9 protein-coding genes are annotated in these 18,504 nt (G+C 60.7%); 4 read left to right on the forward strand and 5 right to left on the reverse strand.

Features of this window, described 5'->3' with window-relative positions:
- The 3 genes from J3U88_RS27290 to J3U88_RS27300 all read right to left on the reverse strand — a co-directional run.
- Positions 1-2,411: carboxypeptidase regulatory-like domain-containing protein (locus J3U88_RS27290; protein ID WP_207862180.1), on the reverse strand; the 2,411-nt coding region annotated here is incomplete at its 3' end.
- Between the two features lie 272 nt (positions 2,412-2,683).
- Positions 2,684-7,285 carry an nSTAND1 domain-containing NTPase gene (locus J3U88_RS27295; RefSeq protein WP_207862181.1) on the reverse strand — a complete coding sequence of 1,534 codons (4,602 nt, stop codon included), beginning with the start codon at positions 7,283-7,285 and terminating at the stop codon, positions 2,684-2,686.
- 667 nt (positions 7,286-7,952) lie between these two features.
- Positions 7,953-8,984 (reverse strand): TauD/TfdA family dioxygenase, encoded by a 1,032-nt coding sequence (locus tag J3U88_RS27300; protein WP_207862182.1) that lies wholly within the window; start codon positions 8,982-8,984, stop codon positions 7,953-7,955.
- Between the two features lie 467 nt (positions 8,985-9,451).
- On the opposite strand from J3U88_RS27300, the gene udp reads away from it, so the two are divergent.
- Positions 9,452-10,219: a uridine phosphorylase gene (gene udp / locus J3U88_RS27305; RefSeq protein ID WP_207862183.1), complete on the forward strand. Its 768-nt coding sequence runs from the start codon at positions 9,452-9,454 to the stop codon at positions 10,217-10,219.
- A 51-nt stretch (positions 10,220-10,270) separates the two neighbouring features.
- On the opposite strand, the gene J3U88_RS27310 is transcribed toward udp, so the two are convergent.
- Both J3U88_RS27310 and J3U88_RS27315 read right to left on the reverse strand, forming a co-directional pair.
- Positions 10,271-12,814: an FtsX-like permease family protein gene (locus tag J3U88_RS27310; RefSeq protein ID WP_207862184.1), complete on the reverse strand. Its 2,544-nt coding sequence runs from the start codon at positions 12,812-12,814 to the stop codon at positions 10,271-10,273.
- Positions 12,811-13,518 (reverse strand): ABC transporter ATP-binding protein, encoded by a 708-nt coding sequence (locus J3U88_RS27315; RefSeq protein WP_207862185.1) that lies wholly within the window; start codon positions 13,516-13,518, stop codon positions 12,811-12,813. The genes J3U88_RS27310 and J3U88_RS27315 overlap by 4 nt, the downstream gene beginning before the upstream one ends.
- Before the next feature lie 312 nt (positions 13,519-13,830).
- Between J3U88_RS27315 and J3U88_RS27320 the strand changes: the two genes are divergently transcribed.
- The 3 genes from J3U88_RS27320 (at position 13,831) to J3U88_RS27330 (ending at position 18,448) form a co-directional block, all read left to right on the forward strand.
- The gene (locus J3U88_RS27320; RefSeq protein ID WP_207862186.1) at positions 13,831-14,496 is read left to right on the forward strand and encodes an arylesterase; all 666 of its coding nucleotides are present in this window, start codon (positions 13,831-13,833) and stop codon (positions 14,494-14,496) included.
- Positions 14,497-14,866: 370 nt separating this feature from the next.
- Positions 14,867-17,350: a hypothetical protein gene (locus tag J3U88_RS27325; protein WP_207862187.1), complete on the forward strand. Its 2,484-nt coding sequence runs from the start codon at positions 14,867-14,869 to the stop codon at positions 17,348-17,350.
- A gap of 654 nt (positions 17,351-18,004) precedes the next feature.
- Positions 18,005-18,448 (forward strand): hypothetical protein, encoded by a 444-nt coding sequence (locus J3U88_RS27330; RefSeq protein ID WP_207862188.1) that lies wholly within the window; start codon positions 18,005-18,007, stop codon positions 18,446-18,448.
- Positions 18,449-18,504: the final 56 nt, after the last annotated feature.

Here is an 18,504-nt window from a genome sequence, read left to right on the forward strand (position 1 = left end):
ATCAAGTCGGTGGCGAGGGTTGGCGCGAGTTCGACGGCGGCGGTCCGTTCGGTGGCGGGGTCGAGGGCGTTGATGGCTTGGGCGCCGGCCCGTTGAAGGACGAAAAAGCGGTAGCGGCCGGCGGTGTCGGCGCGGCCGAACCAGGGATGGCTGTCACTGGAGAGCCAGGTGCCGGGTTGCGGTTCGTCGTTGAAACGGATGGAACCGCGCAGTTCGGTGACGGCCTCGGCGAGGTGGACCAGGGCGTAGGCGGCGGATTCGGTCATGTCGGTTTGGGCCGGGTCGTTGCGCCAGGTGCCGTCTTGATGGGTCAGCCGGGCGGCGAGCACCCAGCGATTGGTATCGTGGCGCAGCAGGAGCAGGGCGCCGCCGGCGGCGTGGCTGTAACTGAGTTGGGGTGCCTGGGCCAGGGGTTGGCTGAAGTCGGCACGGAACAGGGCGCGTTGGGTGGCGCCGACGGGCAGCGGCAGGGTCAGCGCGGGATTGTCGCGTAATTGGACGGCGCGGGGTTGGGTGCCGGCATCGGGTTGCGGCCCGAAATCGATGGTCAGGCCGGTTTGAACAAAGACTGGGTCGTAGGAGAAGTTTTCCGCGGGGAGGCTCCCGCTGACGGGGCGGAAGGCGGTGGTGGCGGAACGGGTTTGCCCGCCGTCGGCGGTGGTGCGCATTTTAAAAGATAGGGTGCCGGCGGCGCCGCTTTGGCCGGGGAAGCGGTAGAGCAGGATGTCGAGCGGATAGGCGGGCAGATCGCTGCCGCCGTCGTAAGTTTGGCGGATTTCATCGGCGCGGATGACGGCGTGGCTGCCGGAGGGAAAATCACCGGTAGCGGAGAGGCTGACACGGGTGGCGGCTTCTTGGCGGGGTGAGACGGTTTCTGGATCGGTCGTGATGGAACGGAAATCGGTGTAGGAAGAGGGGTGCAGGGCGGCGCGTTGCAGCAGGTCGCCGGGCGCGGGTACGGCGGAACCGGGGTCGGGGGTGGCAACGAGCCAAGCGCCGGCGGGAACGTTGGCGACATCCAACGCGAGGTTCCTACCCGCGGCCGGGGTAACGGAATGGACGCGCCAGGCGGTGCCTTGTTGTTGCAGCAGGACGAGCGGGGTGGCGGCGGGCGGGCCGCGCTCGAACTGAACGGAACCGAGCAAACGCCCGTTGCCCCCGGCGCCGAGGAGCGCAAAACCTTTTAACGGCGACCAACCCAAGGGCAGCAGCGCGGGCAAGGCTTGGTCGCTGAACACGAAGGCCTGCACGCCGCCGCTGTACCCGGAAAGGGTCAGCGAGACGCCGGCCAGATCAACGGGCAAGGCGAGGGATTGCGCGGCGGGGCGCGCGGTCAAGCGCAAATCGTGGAAGCGCAAGCCGCCGGATCGGGTGACGGCGGCGGTGCGTTGCAGCGGCAAATAATCGGGATGATCGATGGACAGGGTGAGCGGCGAACCCTGGAGGGTGGCGTTGAAGCGGCCGTTGCCATCGCTGGTTGCGGTGACGGAAGTACTGGGCGAGGTCAGGGTGACGGTTACCGCGGAAAGCGGGTAACTGGTTGCATCGTCAAGAACTTGGCCAAACACAAACAGCGGGAAATCGACGGTGATCCAGCCGTCGCGTTGCAGGCTGTTGCCGTAACGGTCGGTGGCGCGGTAGGCAAAAGGGATGCGGTCGCGGTCGCCGGCGTGGGTGAAGCTTTGCGAAAAGGAAGCGCCGTCATCGGCACGAAAAACGGTTTCCCCGTCCAGGCTGAGTTCCTGGGAAACCAGATCATCCGGTGCGGCGGGTGTGACGGCAACGGTGGTGCGGCCAAAGGCGGCGATCCGTTGCGGTACGGTGAGGGCAACCTCGGGTTCGGCGACACGGTGGTAGACGGTGACGACGAGGGTCTGCTCATTGCCGGCGGCGTCGGTCAACACATAAGTGAAATCGTTGCGCCCTTCACTGAGCGCCACATCGCGGTCAAAAAACTGAAAACCGTTGAGGGCGATCTCGTTGCCGTCACGGGTGAGGCGCAAGGGATCGGCCACATTGTCGCCGACGCGACCGATCAAAGTGACGGTGGTTTGATTGGTGTAAAACGGCAAGCCGGGCTGATCGACCAACAAACGCGGCGGGGTCTGATCAAAAACCAGGGCATGCTTAAAGGTGCGCGCGGGTAAAGCGGCATGGGTCGCGCGAAACAGCAAGGTGTTTTCGCCTTCAATCAATGGAACAACGACGGAAAAGGCCCCGGATGGGTCCGGCGTCACGGCGTTGCCGTTGAGGAACAGCACCGAATCGGCGGGCGACAGGGTACCGGCCAAGGTTGCGGTCGGCGTCGCTTGATAACGGTCATAGGGCTGCAAATCGAGGGAAATGGCTTCCTGCGCGAAAGTAAACAACATCGGCACGGACAAAAAGAAAAACAGGGCAAGGCGCGGCATGAAAAACTCCAGCTTGCTGTTGTGAAATAAGTAAAAAGAAAAAAAGGGTGAATAGGTAAAAACGGGATAAAGTGTTTGATGTCAAGGATTCAGATGAGCAAATAACAAACTTAGCGATGATATCACATGCCGGCAAATCGCGAATCAAAAGGCGGGATGGGATGGTCGCGATCCATCGCCCTTAAACCTCGTTAATGTTGTCATTGAGAGACGCTTTTATCCGAGCCAAGAGGTTTTCCACACGTGCGACTGCGTCTGGTCAGCCATGCCGGTCAGGGGATGGGATTACCGACGGTATTTTGCTGGAGGCGTGTGACAAAACCTTGGACCTCTTTGGTTTTTGTGTGGTGGATGCCGGGGTTTTGGTTGAGTTTCGCCAGCGCCGGTTCCAACATGGGGCGGCCCTCGGCCTCACGATCCAAGGAGACGTACACTTGACCGAGGACGGCTTGGCTGTAGTGAAGGTGCCAGTGACCCTTGGGGTACCCCGCTTCCAGCAACGCCACGGCTGCTTTTGCGATGGCTTCTGCTTCCGCGGGCCGTCCGGCTTGCAGCAAGTTGGCCGCGAGTTCGGCCTTGCGGTAACCGACGCGTACATGTTCGGCGCCGAGGGTCGCCTTTTCCGCGGCAATTGCCTGACGGTAGGCTTGTTCGGCGCCGACCAAATCACCGTCCTCGCGCAACACCCACGCCAAATTACCGCGCAACTTCGCGACGCTTTGATGGTTTTCGCCCACGGCTTTGCTTTGAACAGCCACGGCCCGGTGCAGTAAATCGACGGCTTTTTTGAGGCGACCCGCATCGCGCAGGGCCATCGCCAAATTATTGAGCGAAGGCGCCGAGCTGATGTGGCCGGGGCCGTGCGCCTTGACATTCACTTCAAGCGATCGGTGAAGCAAGGGCAGGGCTTCTTCGTTGCGACCCTGGTTGCGCAGGATCAGGGCCAAATTACTGAGGTAGGTGGTGTTTTCGGGGTGATCCGGGCCATAGCTTGTTTCTTGGATGTGTCGTGCGCGGCGCGCATGGGTTTCGGCCTCGGGCAACAGGTTGAGTTCGTAATTGATCATGGCCAAGTTGGTGAGGCTGGTCGCCAATTGCGGGTGATCCGGTCCATGGATGTTCTCCATGATGTTGATCGAGCGGATAATCAGCGGTTTGGCCTGCTCCGGCTGTTCCCTGGCGATGAGCACGAAGGCCAGATTGTTGAGGTCGGTTGCGACCTCGGGATGGTCTTGGCCGAAGGCTTTTTCATCGAGGGCCAAGGTGCGTCGCATGAGTTGTTCGGCTTCCTCCAATTCGCCCAAATCGGTGAGAACCAGGGCCAGGTCGTTACAGTTGGGGGCCAAGGTGGGATGGTTCGCCCCCAAGGCCTTTTCTCGAATGGATAACGCGGCGCGCATCAGGAGTTCCGCCCGATGAAAGTCGCCTTGTTTCCAAGCCAGATTGCCCAACTGGTGGATCGGGTCGGCACGGCGGACATCGTCCCCAGGCAAGACGGTTTCGAAACGATCTCGTGCCTGTTCAAATGCCTTCTGGGCCAATTCGTAGTTGCCTTCGAGTTGATGGATCCAACCCAGTTCAATCAAAATGCGGCCGGTTTTGCCGTCGGCTGGGTCGCCGCCCGCGCGCCGCAAGGCGAGTGCTTCCTCCAGGGCTTCGCGTGATTGGCCGTAATTGCCCTGTTTCTCGTGGAGGTGGCCGAGCGCTTTGAACACCGCCGCCCGCGCGATGGGATCCGCCTTTTCGCGCAGCGCCGCAACCCGCGCGATTTGTCGTTCCGCGATGTCGTAGCGGGCCAAGTTGAGGTTGCCGGTGGCGATGGTGAGCAGCAAGTCGGCGCCGGCCTCGGGCTGGTTGACGAAATTTTCCTCGAGACGCCGCTCGCCCAGGTCGAGAATATCGGCGACCGTGAGTGTTTGGTCGCCTTGGGTGCCGGGGTCCAGTTCGGAGATCAAGGTGCTCAAAAAGTCGGTAGCCCGTTGGGCGTCTTGTCGGGCCTGATCGGTGCGCTGGAGTTGCACCCAAAGCGTGAGCGCGAAACTCGAGATGAGAACGACGAGGAATACCGCCAGGAGCCGGCCGCGTAGGGCGCGTTGTTGGTAGCGCTGAAGTTTCGCCCGGCGTTGTGTTTCCTCGGCTTCGCGGGCACGGGTTCTGGCCGCAACGGCGTGTTCAACATAAGCGCGTTCAACCTCGGTCAATTGCAGGCCGGCTGTTTCGAGCAGTTCCTCCAGGCGTTGCAGTGGTCCACCCCGTGGGAGTAACTCCGGGTCGCGTTCGTGCTCCGCCCAGTGGTGTGCCGCCTGACGCAGGCGCTGAACCTGATGGACGTGGTGGCGGTCCTCCTCCAGCCAGCGGTCGACGCGGTCCCATTTACGAATCAGGGCCTCGTGGGTGACGTCCACCATGTCGCAATCTTGAACGGCGTCGTAACCAATATGGAGCAGCCGCGCTTTGGTCCAGCGTTCCAACAGGCGCCCCAGCGCGAAGGGTTCGACTTCGGCCATGGTGGCGCGGCGCCTGGTCCGCGCGGCGGCGTGTACCAAACAGAACACAAACAGGCGGCGTAAGGAGGCCTGTTCCTCGGGCGTGGCGGCGGCAAATTCTTCCTCGGCCCGTCTGGCCAATGCCCCACCGATGCCGCCGATTTCGGCATAGGCTTCGTTGGTGAGCAAGTGCCCGTTGCGGCGTTCGAAGAGTTCCAAAAGGGCGTGTTCGAGAAGGGGGAGTTCTCCGTCGGACCCGGCCAGGTCGTCCAAAATACGGGTGGTCAAGCCGGGTTCCAGCGCAAGGCCGGCTAGGGCGGCCGGTTCGCGAATGGCGCGTGCCTGCTGTTCTCGGTTCATGGGGCCGACCTGGAGCATATGTTTGCAGATCAGTTCATTCAGCATCGGCCACGTTGCGCAATGACCCAGGAAATCGCTGCGCATGCCGAGGACCGGCACCAGGTTGTCGTGTTGGCGGGAAAGCAGGAAGTCGAGGTTTTCCATAAAGTGCCGCGCGCCGGTGCCTTCATTGGTAAATACTTCCTCGAATGGGTCGATCACCAAAAGCACGCGTTTCCCACCGTGTCGGTCGCTTAACTCACGGAGCACAAAATGCAGGGCTTCTTTGGCGGTTTTCATGCGCAGCGTCAAACGGTTCGGTTGGTTTTCGTTTTGGTCCTGGGGAAGCAAGGGGGCGAGCGCGTGGGCGAGCGCGGAAAGCGGGAGCGTGCCGGGCCGCATCACCAAAACGAGATCGCCGCGGTCGCGACACGCGGGAATGAGGCCCGCGTTAATGAGGGAGGACTTGCCGCTGCCGGAGTTCCCGGCGACACAGACCAAGGGTTGGGTCAGGGTTTGGTCCAAAAGTTGTTCGACGAGGCGTTCGCGACCAAAAAAAGCGTCGCGGTCCGCCTCGCGGAAGGGTTCCAGGCCGCGGTAGGGGCAGACCAATCCGGCGGGGGTGTCCTTTGGTTTTTGCGGCGCGTTTTCGCTCAGGTTTTGTGGGAGGCGTTCGTCGATGCTGGGCCCCATCGGTCGTAAACGGCGCAAGACCGCGGGGATGTCGGCGGCATCGGGGTGCCACTCGGCGCCCGGCAACAGGAACAGGCGGGCATGGAGACGATCCTCGGTCACCAAGGCGGTGACGGCATCGGCGAGCGCGGGCATGCGCGACCAGGGGCCTTTGCCGTCGGGGCCGAGGCAGACCAAGCAGGTTCGGTGGGATCGCAGGGCGGCCAACAGGGTGGCCAAGCGGGAAGCGCCGGGTTGCAGGTTGCGCCCGGCGAACCAGACCGACAAACCGGCGGCGCGCAAGCATTCATCCAAAGGGACGGCGGCGGCGTCGTGATCGGGGTGGGTCCACAGCAGGACATCACCTTGCGTGGCCGGCTCGGTGTCCTCGCGTGTTTGGCCGAGGCTCAGGGAAACCAGGGCGTCCTCGAGATCGGGTCGCAGGCTTGCGATATCGGAATAACGATCCGCGGGATTCGGCGCCAGCATGCGGCGCAACAGGTAGGCCAGGACTTCCGGCAAACGCGTCGTGGGGGCCGGTGAGGCCGGGAGTGTTCCCTTTTCAGACAGCCGTTCCGCTGTTTCGGGCCCGCGTAATGTGGCGATCAGGGTCAAAGGGGTGATGGTCCAGTTCTTTGGTCTGCGCCCTGTTAGCAGTTGGAGCAGGAGCAGGCCCAAGGCATAAATGTCACTGCTCCGCGAGGGACGATTCCCTTTTTGCTGCTCGGGGCTTGCGTATTCCGGGGTCATGGCGCCGGCAATATCGGGCGTGACATCGGGTTGGGCGGGGAGGGCAATGCCGAAATCCAAAAGTTTGGGTTCGCCGTCGGGGGTGACCATCAAATTGCTGGGTTTGATGTCCCGGTGAATAATGCCGCGTTCGTGGGCGAACCCAACGGCGTTGACCACCTTAATAAAAAGAGCGAGTAGCTGGGTGACGGTGGGTTGCCGCTCTTGGGCCCAGCGGTCGATGGTGGTGCCGGGAATGTATTCCATGATGAACCACGGGTGGCCGTCCTCCGTGGTACCCGCGTCCAGCAAGGTGCTGATATTGGGGTGCTTGAGATCGGCCAAGAGCCGGCGTTCCTGCTGGAAATGGTGTTGCAGCGAGGCGGTGTCCCCGTCTTTGCGGATGAGTTTTACGGCCACTTGCATAAACAGGGGTTGGCGGCGTTCACCCAGGTAAACCGCGCCCATACCGCCGCGGCCGAGCCGGCGAACGAGGGTGTAGGGTCCGATATGGGTTGGGTGTGCATAAGCCGAGGCGGCGTGGCCGGGCCCCTGGGTTGGGGATTCGTGGGATGGGCTGGTTGGGTCTTCGTGCTGCAGGGTTATCCTCCTCGCGGGAAAACCCAATTGCAGGTAGCGGGTTCCCACGCGGCATCACCAAGGACGCTTGCCCGCATTTCTCACAAAGCTTTCAGCTGCTTGCGACGAACTCTTGGGAGAAATGCGGGCTTGCCACCGGCGCACGCTGCACTAAAGCAGCGAAGGGTTCGCCGGAACGAACCAGGTTCACCTGAACATCGCGAAGGGTTTCCTGCTTTAGGGAGGCGGTTGTCTGATTTGCCGGTACTTCTCTCTTCTTCGTCACCTCGGGCAGGTGGACTTAAAAAGCGCGGGCTGTTTTTTAGAATGGTATGGGTCTCTTGTGGTTAACCCGCATTTCTCACAAGGAATTCTGCTACGAAGCCGAAAACCATGCGATTACGAGGGGGCGGCCTTCCGCGTTACTCGGTCGAGCCGCCTTCGCCTCAGCTGCTACGCCGAAAGGTCGGCCCCGCGAAAGGTCGGCCCCGCGAAAGGTCGGCCCCGCGAAAGGTCGGACCCCTATGCCGTCTCTCGGTCGTAACCTTCGTACTCACATGGTTTTCAGCTTCTTGCGACGAATCCTTGTGAGAAATGCGGGTTGGGGCGGTGATGTGCGGCGGCACTTTAATCCCCGGCGGGGGGATTTTGTTGAAGGGGTGTGATGCGACACGTTCCAACAAATCTGTTGTACAACTGTTTGGTTGGCACAGTTCGGACGCTGACCGGACGGCTGTTAGGCCTTTCCTGATTCGGTTTGCTCCGCGCGCGTCGGCATGCCGCCGCGGAGGGCGCCGGCCCCGATGTTGCGGTACATGCCGCGGAAACTTTCCGGGAGCGGGCGGCTGTTGGGCATCGACAGCCACAGGCGCAGCAAGAGTCGCCGCTGGTTCGGGTCGGCCGCATCGGTGAAGGCGTCGCGGCGGTGCAGGAACATGAAATTGTTGACGAACAAGAGGTCGCCCGGCTCTTGGCGGAAGCGCAGGTGCAGGTTTTCGTCCTCGGCGAGGGTGTCGATGAGGTCGAGCGCTTCGATTTGTTGGTCGGTCATCGGTGGGGTGACGCCGCTGTTGTGGGCGCGGTCGATCAGCACGCGCAAGACGTTGGCGCAAAACACGCCGTTTTCCACCGCGAAAATGGGTTGGGTTATGTAGGGGAGGGGGTTGGCGGTGTCGACGTTGTGGCGCAGGTAGGCAAAGGGCTGCTTGAGTACCTCGAGTAAATCGGGTCGTTGCGCCTGAATTTGGTGGTACAGCAGGCGCGAATCGAGCAACAAATTGTCGCCGCCTTGCAGCGCTTGGCGCACGGTTAAAAAGCCAATTACGTCGCAACGGTCGGTGTGGAAGCGCAGGCGTTTGTTGCTGTTGGGCCCCCGTGTTTTGGCGTCGCTTTCCCCGAAACCCGCGTCACTGACATGGAACAGGCGCTTGCCGTCGGCGCTTTGGGGGCGCGGCGTCCCGATGTAGGTGGTCAGGCCCCAAAACACGATTTCCAATTCCATCACGCTGTAACGCGTGACCGGTAAACCGCGCAGGCGACAGGCGCCGCAGCCGTGTTCCAAATCGTGTTGGATTTGGGTCAAACGCGGGCCGAGTTTGGGCAGAATGAACTGATCGCGGGTGACGGCCTCAAGCGGAAGGCCCTGTTGTTTCACCTGGTGCAGGGCGGCGTCTAACTCGGTCGTGTCCTGCTCGGTAAGCGTGACCTCAAAATCAGGGCATCGCAGGATTTCCGATCCCCGTCGACCCTTCGGAATGGTTGTTTCCATGGCACGCTCCCAGGTGATGCTTGTTTGGTCCTTTTCGTCGCTCAGTCTACCACTTTCCGGGCCGGCCCGCATGTCTCACAAGGATTCGTCGCGAGAAGCAGAAAGCCTTGTGAGTACGAAGATTACGACCGAGAGACGGCACTGGGGTCCGACCTATCGGCGTAGCAGCTGAGGCGAAGACGGCTCGACCAAGTAATGCGGATGGCCGCCCCCTCGTAATCGCATGGGTTTCTGTTTCGTAGCAGAATTCCTTGTGAGACATGCGGGCTTGGTTTTGGCGCCGTCGATGCGCCCACCATTTGGCCGTGATCCTTGCCAAAGGCTGCTAAAATAGTTCCGTTCCACATGAAAACTTGATTTTACCCCGTGGCTTCTTCGAAAGCGGTTGGCGTGGCCGTCGGCTTGTCGCTAAACTGGGAGCCCCCCGCCGTTTGGGGCAACAACACGGGCAATTTTAGGAGGCTCCTTTGTCAGAAGGCAACCACGACGTTTTTCATTTGGGTATCAATCGTGAAGACATCCAGGGCGCGGAAATCGCGCTGATTCCAGGGGATCCGGGCCGTGTTCCCAAAATTGCCGCAACCCTCGACGACGCCAAGAAGCTGAACTTCACCCGTGAATACCAGTCCTATCTGGGTTACAGCAACGGGACACCCGTGTTGGTGATGTCCACCGGGATCGGTGGTCCCTCGGCCGCGATTGCGGTGGAAGAGTTGGCGCTGCTGGGCGTGAAACGGTTTTTGCGGATTGGCACCACCGGCGCCATTCAGCCCAACATTGAACCGGGCGACGTGATTATTACCACGGCCGCGGTGCGCATGGACGGCGCCTCGCGCCACATTGCGCCGATTGAGTTTCCCGCCGCCGCCAATTTCCACATGGTGCGCCGCCTGGTGGCCGCCGCCGAAAGGTTGGGCCTGCCCTACCACCTGGGTGTGACCGCTTCTTCCGATACGTTTTACCAGGGCCAAGGCCGCCAAGACTCTTTTCGCAAAGGGTTTGTGCATCGCGAGCTGTTGAACAAAATCGAGGAATTGCAAAACCTCAACGTGCTTAGCTTCGAAATGGAAGCCGGCACGGTGCTGACCCAAACCGCGGCTTACGGTTTGGCCGGTGCTTGCATCAGCGGGGTGTTGGTGAACCGCACCCGTGCCGAGTTCCCCGACGCCGACGTGATTGGCGACGTGGTGAAAAACACGATCAGGGTGGCGGTTGAATCGCTCAAAATGGGTTAGAAGCGATTGAAATGCGCAAAAGGGTCGGGCTTGTTGCGTCCCGACCCTTTTTTAGTTTTCACCGCGCAGGACGAATATCGCCGGCGTGCGCCACAAATCGCGATGGCTGAGGTAACCCAACAGGAGCGTCAGCGGCGGCAACGTCAGGCAGGGCACCAGAAAAACCAGCGGTTGTGGGAAGGGATCGACCTTAAACAGGAACAGACCCAGGGCCCAGTTGGCGATCACGGCCAGTACCACGCCGGTCAACGAGGCCAGCAGCCCCAGCAGCAGGTATTCCGTGAGCGTGATCCAGGCGACTTGGCGGGTTTGCGCGCCCAGCGTGCGCAGCAAGGCGTGTTCGCCCATGCGTTGGTAGCGGCTGTTCCACAGGGCGCTGCCCAACAGAACCAAACCGGTTAACATGCAGAGCCCGGCCAGGAACTGAACCATCGTGGCCGCCTTGTCGAGAATGCCGTCGAAGGTTTTGACCATTTGCGTCAGGTCGACGCACATCACGTTGGGGTTGTTCTTAATGATGGCGCGTTGTAGGTCGGCCACCTGTTCGGCGGATTGCGTGCGGCCGTTGAACATGAACATTTGCGGCGCCGCCTCGAGGATGCCCGCGGGGAAGATGATGAAGAAGTTGGGCGCCATGCTCTGCCATTCCACATCGCGAATGCTGGTGATTTCGGTTTCCAGCGGAATGCCCATGACGTCGAGGGTCAGCCGGTCGCCAAGCGCCACTTGTAAATCGGCGGCGATGTCCTGTTCGAGAGAAATCGGGACGACCTCGATGTCGGCGGCGACCTGTCCGGTAAATTCACCCTCGATCACCTTCTCGGAATCGCCCAATTCGGCGCGGTAGGAGGAGCGGTACTCGCGGCGCAAGGCCCAGTGGGGGATGTCGGTGGCGAGCAGGTCACCGATGGATTTGCCGTTAATCGCCTCGATGCGCATCGGCACAATCGGGGTAATGTTTTGCGGTTCAACGCCCATCTCGCGGCTAATCGCCAACACGGAATCGAGCTGGTCGACCTGAATGTCCCAGGCGATAAAGTTGGGTTTCTCCCGTTGGCGTACATCGGAAAATTGACCGATCAGCATGGTGCGCGCGCCGCCCAGGACCGCGATCAGGAAAATACCCATGCCGAGGATGACCATCAGGATCAGGGTTTGGTTTTGGGGGCGGAACAAGGAGGCTACCCCGTGTCGCCAGGTGAAGGGGAGCCCCATTTTGCTGACGCGACGGGCCGCGACCGCCAAGAGACGGGCCGTCAGGTAGAGGATGCCGACTGCCGCGATCAGGCCCAGCAGGAACAGACCGCCGATCTGAAAAGAACCGGTACGCATGACGGCAAACACCAACCAGATGAGGATGACCGCGCCGTAGCAGGCGTATTGCAGCCAATCCGCCTTGGGCGGGTTAAGGAACGCGCGGAAGCTGACCAGCGGGCTGACCCGGCGTACCGCGACGAGCGGCGCGAGGGCCAGCAGGAAACTGAGCAGGAACCCCCAGCCCGCCGCGAGCAGGACCTCGTAGCCTTGGAAACTCGGCTCAAAAGCGACGGGGAAGAACTCGCGAATCAGCGCGGGCAAGAACAGTTGCAAACCCAAGCCGACGGCGACACCGACGACGACGGCGAACAGGGTCATGGTCATCACTTGAATCATGTACACAATCACGACCTGGCGCACGGTGGCGCCGAGGCAACGCAACACGCCGATTTGGCGGGTTTTCTGTTGGACGTGGTAGTGGACCGCGCCCGCGACGCCCAAGCCGCCGAGCAGCAGCGTGAGCAGCGCGGTTAGGCTGAGGAACGCGGTGAGGTTGTCCATGTCGTCGCCGATCTGTTGGCGTTGCTCGTTGACGGTGCTCCAACTCAGGCGTTCCGTGCGCAGGTCCTTTTTGTTGGTTTCCACCCAGGCGTCGCCGTCGAAGCTGTCGGGGAATTGGTAGGCATAGCTGTAAAAAACGCGGCTACCCTGTTGGAGCAAACCGGTGGCCGCCACATAATCGAGCGAAATGTAAACGCGGGGACCCATCACCGAGGCTGCCGGCGGCACGCCCGGTGTCTCCAGGATTTTGCCGTGGATGGTGAAGGTTTGTTGCCCGAGTCGGATTTCCTCGCCGACTTGGGCGCCGACCCGCTCCAACAGCACCGCGTCAACCAGGGCGCGCGGACCTTGCTGGTAGGTGGCCGCGGCATCGGCCGGCTCGGTCAAAATCTCGCCGTAAAAGGGGAACCCGTCGCCCATGGCGCGGATGCGGCTGAGGACGGCTTGATCGGTTTTGGGAAAATGGGCCATGGTGCCGAAGCGTTTGGTTTCGGCACGGCGGCCGGGCAGCGGGGTCAGCAGTTTTTGGGCTGTTTCGCTAAAGGGTTGACGGCTGTAAACCACCAAATCGGCGCCCAACAGGTTTTTGGTCTGGCCCGCGAGCGCTTGGCGCATGTCCGCGCCGAAGGAACCCAGTGCCACCAAGGTGGCGATGCCCAGCGCCATGCTGAGCGCGTACAGAAACCCCTTGCCCTTAGCGCCGCGGCTGTCCCGCCAAGCTAGGCGTGAGGCCCAGCGGATGTCGTGGACCCATCCGGTTCGTTCGCCTTCCGTCACAGGGCAACCTCCGCGATTTGGGCTTGTTGGTTCGTTTCTTCCATCAATTGTCCGTGGTTGATGCGGAACAAGCGACCGGTCTTTTTGGCCAATTCCAAATCGTGGGTGATTAACAGCAGGGTGGTTCCTTGCTCGCGGTTGAGCGTGAACAACAGGTCGGTGATGCGTTCGCTGGTCTCCAGGTCGAGGTTGCCGGTGGGTTCGTCCGCGAACAGAATCTCGGGTTGGTTGATGAAGGCGCGGGCGATGGCGACCCGCTGCTGCTCACCGCCGGAGAGCTGGGCCGGGTAGTGGTGGCGTCGGTCGGCCAACCCGACTTGGTCCAGGAGGGTGATTGCCGCTTGTTCCGCGTTGCCGCGTCCGAGCAGTTCCAGCGGCAGGGTGACGTTTTCCAAGGCCGTCAAGCTGGGCATGAGGTGGAACGACTGAAAAATGAAACCGACCTTGCGGTTGCGCAGGGCCGCGCGTTCTCCTTCGCTCATTGCCGCCAAATCGGCGCCCAGCAGGGTTAAGCTGCCGCTGGTGGGTGTGTCCAGGCCCGCGCACAAGCCGAGCAAGGTGGTTTTGCCGCTGCCCGAGGGCCCGACGATGGCCGCGCTTTCTCCCGCGTAAAGGGTGAAACTGGTGTCGCGCAAGACGTCGACGCTCCGGCCGACGCTTTCGTAACGCTTGGCGACTTGGGCGACCCGTAAGATTTCGTTCATGCTAGCTCCCTGGACGGCGCACCGCGTAGCGGCGGGCTCTGGTTCGGTTTCACATCCATTTGGTGCCCACGCGGGCGATTCGGTTAAAACAGCTGTGGCGCCGCTTCGGTTTAATCCTTCATCATGAAACGGTGCTGTGAGAAAAAAGTGACCCAAGCATGGGCGGGCGATGAACCGACCAAACCTTCTTTTGTATTCCTTCGTATCCCGTGTTGAAATGGATGCTGCACCACGTCGTTAACGCTAACCCATGTGCGACGACCGCGCCACAGGCCGAGGGTGCATCCCTTATTCAACGAACCGGGAGGCCGCTTGTTTCAAAAGCGCATAAAAACAGCGATGACGGGGTTTATCCTGCTAGTAGGGTGTTTTTTCGCCCTGGTGTCCACCCCGGTAACGGCTGCTGAGTCGGGGAAAACCACGCGGGTGCTTGTCCTGGGCGACAGCCTGACCGCCGGGTACGGCTTGGGCAAAGAATTCGCTTTTCCTTCCATCCTGCAGGAAAAAGCCGATGCCGCCGGCCTCAAGGTCCAGATCATCAACGCCGGCGTGAGCGGCGATACCACCGCCGGCGGGGTGCGCCGCGTCAATTGGATGTTGCGCCAACCCGTCGACATTCTCGTGCTCGCCCTCGGCGCCAACGACGGCTTGCGCGGTCTCAGCGTCGACAGCAGCTTGGCCAACTTGCAGACGATTATCGATCAGACCAAAGCCAAAAACCCGAAGGTGCGGCTGTTGATTGCCGGCATGAAGGTACCGCCCAACATGGGCGACGATTACAGCCGGAAGTTCGAGGCGATGTTTGTGACCTTGGCCGAAAACAACGAGGCCGAACGCATTCCCTTCCTGCTCGAAGGGGTCGGCGGCCGGCCTGAACTGAATTTGGAGGATGGGATCCATCCCACCAAAGAAGGTCACCGCATCCTTGCCGACAACGTTTGGCGGTTTTTGGCCCCCATGCTCGGCGTTGGAACCTAAGCCAAGCATCTTTTCGCAGACCCACCAAGGAAGGCCACCGCATCCTTGCCGACAATGTTTGGCGGTTTCCGGCCCCCCTGCTCGGCGTTGGAACCTAAGCCAAGCATCTTTTTCGCATACTTTGGCGCCTTTCGGGCCTGACATGATTGAGCCGAAACCGCGAAAGCGCTAAGCTTGACGGTACGCGTTTTTGGCACTTGCACGGCTTTTGCCGTTGTCCGCACCCCGGCCGAGATGTTCCGCCACGGAAATCCGGTGGCGGCCCCTCCGGCCGCATCCTTTTTCCTTGCACGCGGGCACGGTGCTGGGTCGAATCGACTTGCTTCGGTTTGCCGCGTGGTGATCTGTCGTTTTTTTGGAAGGAGCAACGATGACCCTTTTGATAATGTTGTGTGGCACCCTCTGGATGCAGTCGCTAACCGAACCCGCCAACCGGAGCTGGGAAAACATGGCGCGACCCTGGATGACCCGCGCCGAACAGGACCTCTACGACCGCCTCGATCAGCGCGAGAAAATCCGCTTCCAAGGCTATTTTGTCGCCCGTCGCGCCGAGAAACCCGACGACTGGTTGGCCACCGGCCTCTACCTACCCTCGTTTTTTGCACCGGAACCCCACGGCGATGTGCGTGACCAAATCGCCTACCATCTCGGCTATCCCAAGGAAATCGAATGGCAGCCGACCAACCCACGCCTACCGCGCGTCTGGAAATACCCCCAGTATTCTTTTTACTTTCTGCCCGCCGGCAGCGGCAACGTACGGCTCACCGGCGAAAGCGACGAATTATGGGACAACCTCAAAGGCGCCATGGTCAAGCAGCCCGCCCTGCGTTACGATTTCCGCGACAACAGCTTCGGCCGCACCCGTTTACCCGAGGATCTCGCCTTTATCGACAGCGAAGTGCTGCAAAGCTGGTCGCAACCCAACCCCAGCGGCAACACCTACAATTTCACCATCAAAGTACCCGCCGAAATGAAGGCCTACGCGCGTGAGGGAACCCACCTCGGCCGCCGCCATTTAGAAATGTTGGTGTACCTCAAAAATGATCCTGAACAGCCTCGCGAAGCTTTGGATGCGGAGTTGATACGTCACGCGGCTACCTGGTCCCGTCTCACCGAGGACGACGAACTCCATTTCGAGGTCAACCTACCTCCTGGCTACTACCATGCGGAAATGCTTGTGTATAATGGGTTTATGGCGAAAGGGATTCGGGCGGAATATGCATTGGCCTCGCTGCCCCGTGAAGCCAAACGCATCGGTACGCCCATCATGAGCCAACAATGGCGTCCCGCCGGCATTGAAGCCGCCGAGGCCGGCATCATCGATTGTGGCGGTGACCGCTACCAACCCGCCCGCGCCTACGACCCCGCCCGCGCCGGCCGGGTTTTGGTCCAGCAACTCGGCGAAACGCGGCCCCAGGTCCTGCTAGAGAACCAACAAGGCGCCGGTCAGGCCCTGCAATTTTTGTTTAGCGCCGACGGCTGGGCCGTTTTCGACTTGCCCGCCCAAAGCGATCCCGCCTTTCGCCTCATTGCACTCGGACCCGAAAACAACGGGACCATGCCGTTCTCCGTTGGCGGAACCAACTTCGCCGCGGCGGACGCCGCCTCAAAACCCGCCTTCAAACAGGCCGGCCAGGATTACCTGCAACTGGAACGCCTCGAATTTAACGCGCCAGGCAATTTGCAGTTTTTGTTTGTGAATGACACGCCTTACCTCGCCAGTCGCAACGGATCCTTCACCTGGTCCCCGTTGGATTGGGGTCGCAACGCCCGTCTGCGCCTCGCCTTCGAGGAGAACGGCCGCCGCCGTTCCGCCGCCTACGAACTCAAACGTGCCGGGATCTTTACCCAGGTCCGCGTCGGTCAAAAGTCCCTGGTTGTCGGCACCCGTGTGCCCGACGGCAAAATCGAAGGCGTGGATATCGAGGTGTTTGTCGAGGGCGCCAAAATCCCGCCCACCAAAGCGACACCCTTTACCAGCTTGCCCAAGATGTGGGGCATCGTCGTCAACGATCCACTGCTGAAATCGCCCGCCTGGAACAGCATCCGCCAAGCGTTGTTGGTGTGGCTGCAAAAGAACACCCAAGCCACCGACATGATTTATGTGGTCCAAATTTCCCACCGGCCCGAGCTGTTGGTGGCGCCGACCACCCGCAAAAGTCTGATTCAGGCCTGTTTGCTGGCGCTGGAACCCAGCTCGCCACGTGCCAACTTCTTCACCGTTCGTTACCTGATGGACGCCCTGACCCACATGAAACAACACGGGAGCCTGCCCCACCAAGCGCTCATCCTAACCCACCAACTCACCGACGAGGTCAGTCAACTTGAGGATCTGTTGCCCCTGCTGCGCAAAACCGGTTTGCAAGTTTACAATCTGGAGTTTCCCTTCGAATTTGTGCCGGAAAGCACCCTGCCTACCAAACCCGATCCCGGCGACAGCCTGGCCCAAATGAAGGTGCGCGAGGAGGCGGATCAACGAGAACGCCTCGCCATTCGTGACAACTTCCAAGAAGACCGCAATGTGACCGCGGGTTTTCGGGTTCCGCTTGGCGCCCGCAAGGCCAAACGGATGGCCGAGGAGGAACGCATCAAGATCGAGGCCTTCCGCGCCTCGTTCAGCAAGCAATTGGCGTCCATGACCGCCGGTTTGGCCCACGTCAGCGGGTCCGGTGAAACCAGCCAAAGCCTGCACCGCTTCCTCGATCAAATCACCCAATGGCAACGCAGTCTGGTTCACCTGGAGCTGCCCTTGCCTTATGTCGCCGAGGATATGATCCGCGTACAGGCCGCCGCCGGTTACGCCGCCGCCTGGACCCTCGTCGAATGGACGCCGGAAACCGCGCCGACCCCCTAAATCAAGGTTCAGCGTGAAGCCGGGTGTCCCGACGGTGATGCTCGGCCGCTCCGGTCCACCCCACCCCTTTTGTCCGGGAAGACGGTCGCTCCGTTGTGTTTTTCTCACCAAAAAATCACGGATGAGTGGCTTTTGTCCCGGTGCCGGTATTTTGACTTACCTAAAAGATTGTTTATGAAGTGTTTGACGTGAAGCGCGTCTCCCAGACGTGCCGTGCCGTCTTTTCGGTGGAGCGGATGCGTCTTTGTGGTGTCATGCGTAAGTGGTTGTTTTTGAGAAGGATGAGGCGTTTTTAGCGGGTGTGAAAAACAAGCCCCACCCCAGGATTGGTTTCGTAAAAGAGGCGGTCTGGCAAAGGGTGAGCCTGTACATTGCATTTGCGTCTCAGCTTGCGTATACTCAGCCCGGTTTTCCTTCCTAAAGTGAGCGCTTCCTAGCGGCGCACGCGCACAGCCTGCCGGGCTGCAAACGTGCAGTAACCATGCTCGCCGTACCTTCCGCGTACGCGTTGTTTGCGACCCCGGTGGCTTTGACCAATCCATTTCGTGCCGGATCTCGGTGCGTTCTTCGTCGATAGGCGTGCGATGGGTCCCGCCCGAATCACCCACTTTAGGCCGTGACCCAACGTCATATTTGTTCTTCGGGAGGTACAGCATGTCTGTAAACCAAGACCTCCTTTCAATTCTTGAAGAAGGTCGTCATCTCGTCCTGCAAGAGTTTCCTCAGGCTCAGTTCTGTGAGGCCGAATGGCGTCGCCAAGAAAGCGACGCCTGGCGTTTCGTTTACAACGATCCCGCCACGCGCGGCACCGTTCTTTTGGTGCATGGCGCAAACGGCTTCGAAACACCCCGTCACATTGACGCCGGTTGGCTTGAGGACCGTGTCATTCCTTTTCCTGTGCCCATGCGCTTAAAGGTTGCCGAGAACTTGGCTCAAAAAGCCGGTTTTGACGGCGAACTTGATCGCATTACCTTGCGCTGGCCCCTGTTTCCAGGATCCAACGAACCCTGCTACCGTTTTGACATTCCCAGTCAGCACGTGCATGTGTTTGTGGGTGTCTACACACATCAAGTGCATACATCGCCTCTTAACGTTTAAGGTTCATCCTTCATGTTTGGCCTTGGTCGCGTTCGCGTGGCCAAGGCGACATGGGC

This window comes from Acanthopleuribacter pedis, from assembly GCF_017377855.1.
GTDB classification, from domain to species: Bacteria; Acidobacteriota; Holophagae; order Acanthopleuribacterales; family Acanthopleuribacteraceae; genus Acanthopleuribacter; species Acanthopleuribacter pedis.

Bases quoted from the DNA above. Each gene is read 5' to 3' on its own strand.
- J3U88_RS27300 (WP_207862182.1), bottom strand. From the start codon at position 8,984: ATGGAAACAACCATTCCGAAGGGTCGACGGGGATCGGAAATCCTGCGA.
- J3U88_RS27315 (WP_207862185.1), bottom strand. From the start codon at position 13,518: ATGAACGAAATCTTACGGGTCGCCCAAGTCGCCAAGCGTTACGAAAGC.
- J3U88_RS27325 (WP_207862187.1), top strand. From the start codon at position 14,867: ATGACCCTTTTGATAATGTTGTGTGGCACCCTCTGGATGCAGTCGCTA.
- J3U88_RS27330 (WP_207862188.1), top strand. From the start codon at position 18,005: ATGTCTGTAAACCAAGACCTCCTTTCAATTCTTGAAGAAGGTCGTCAT.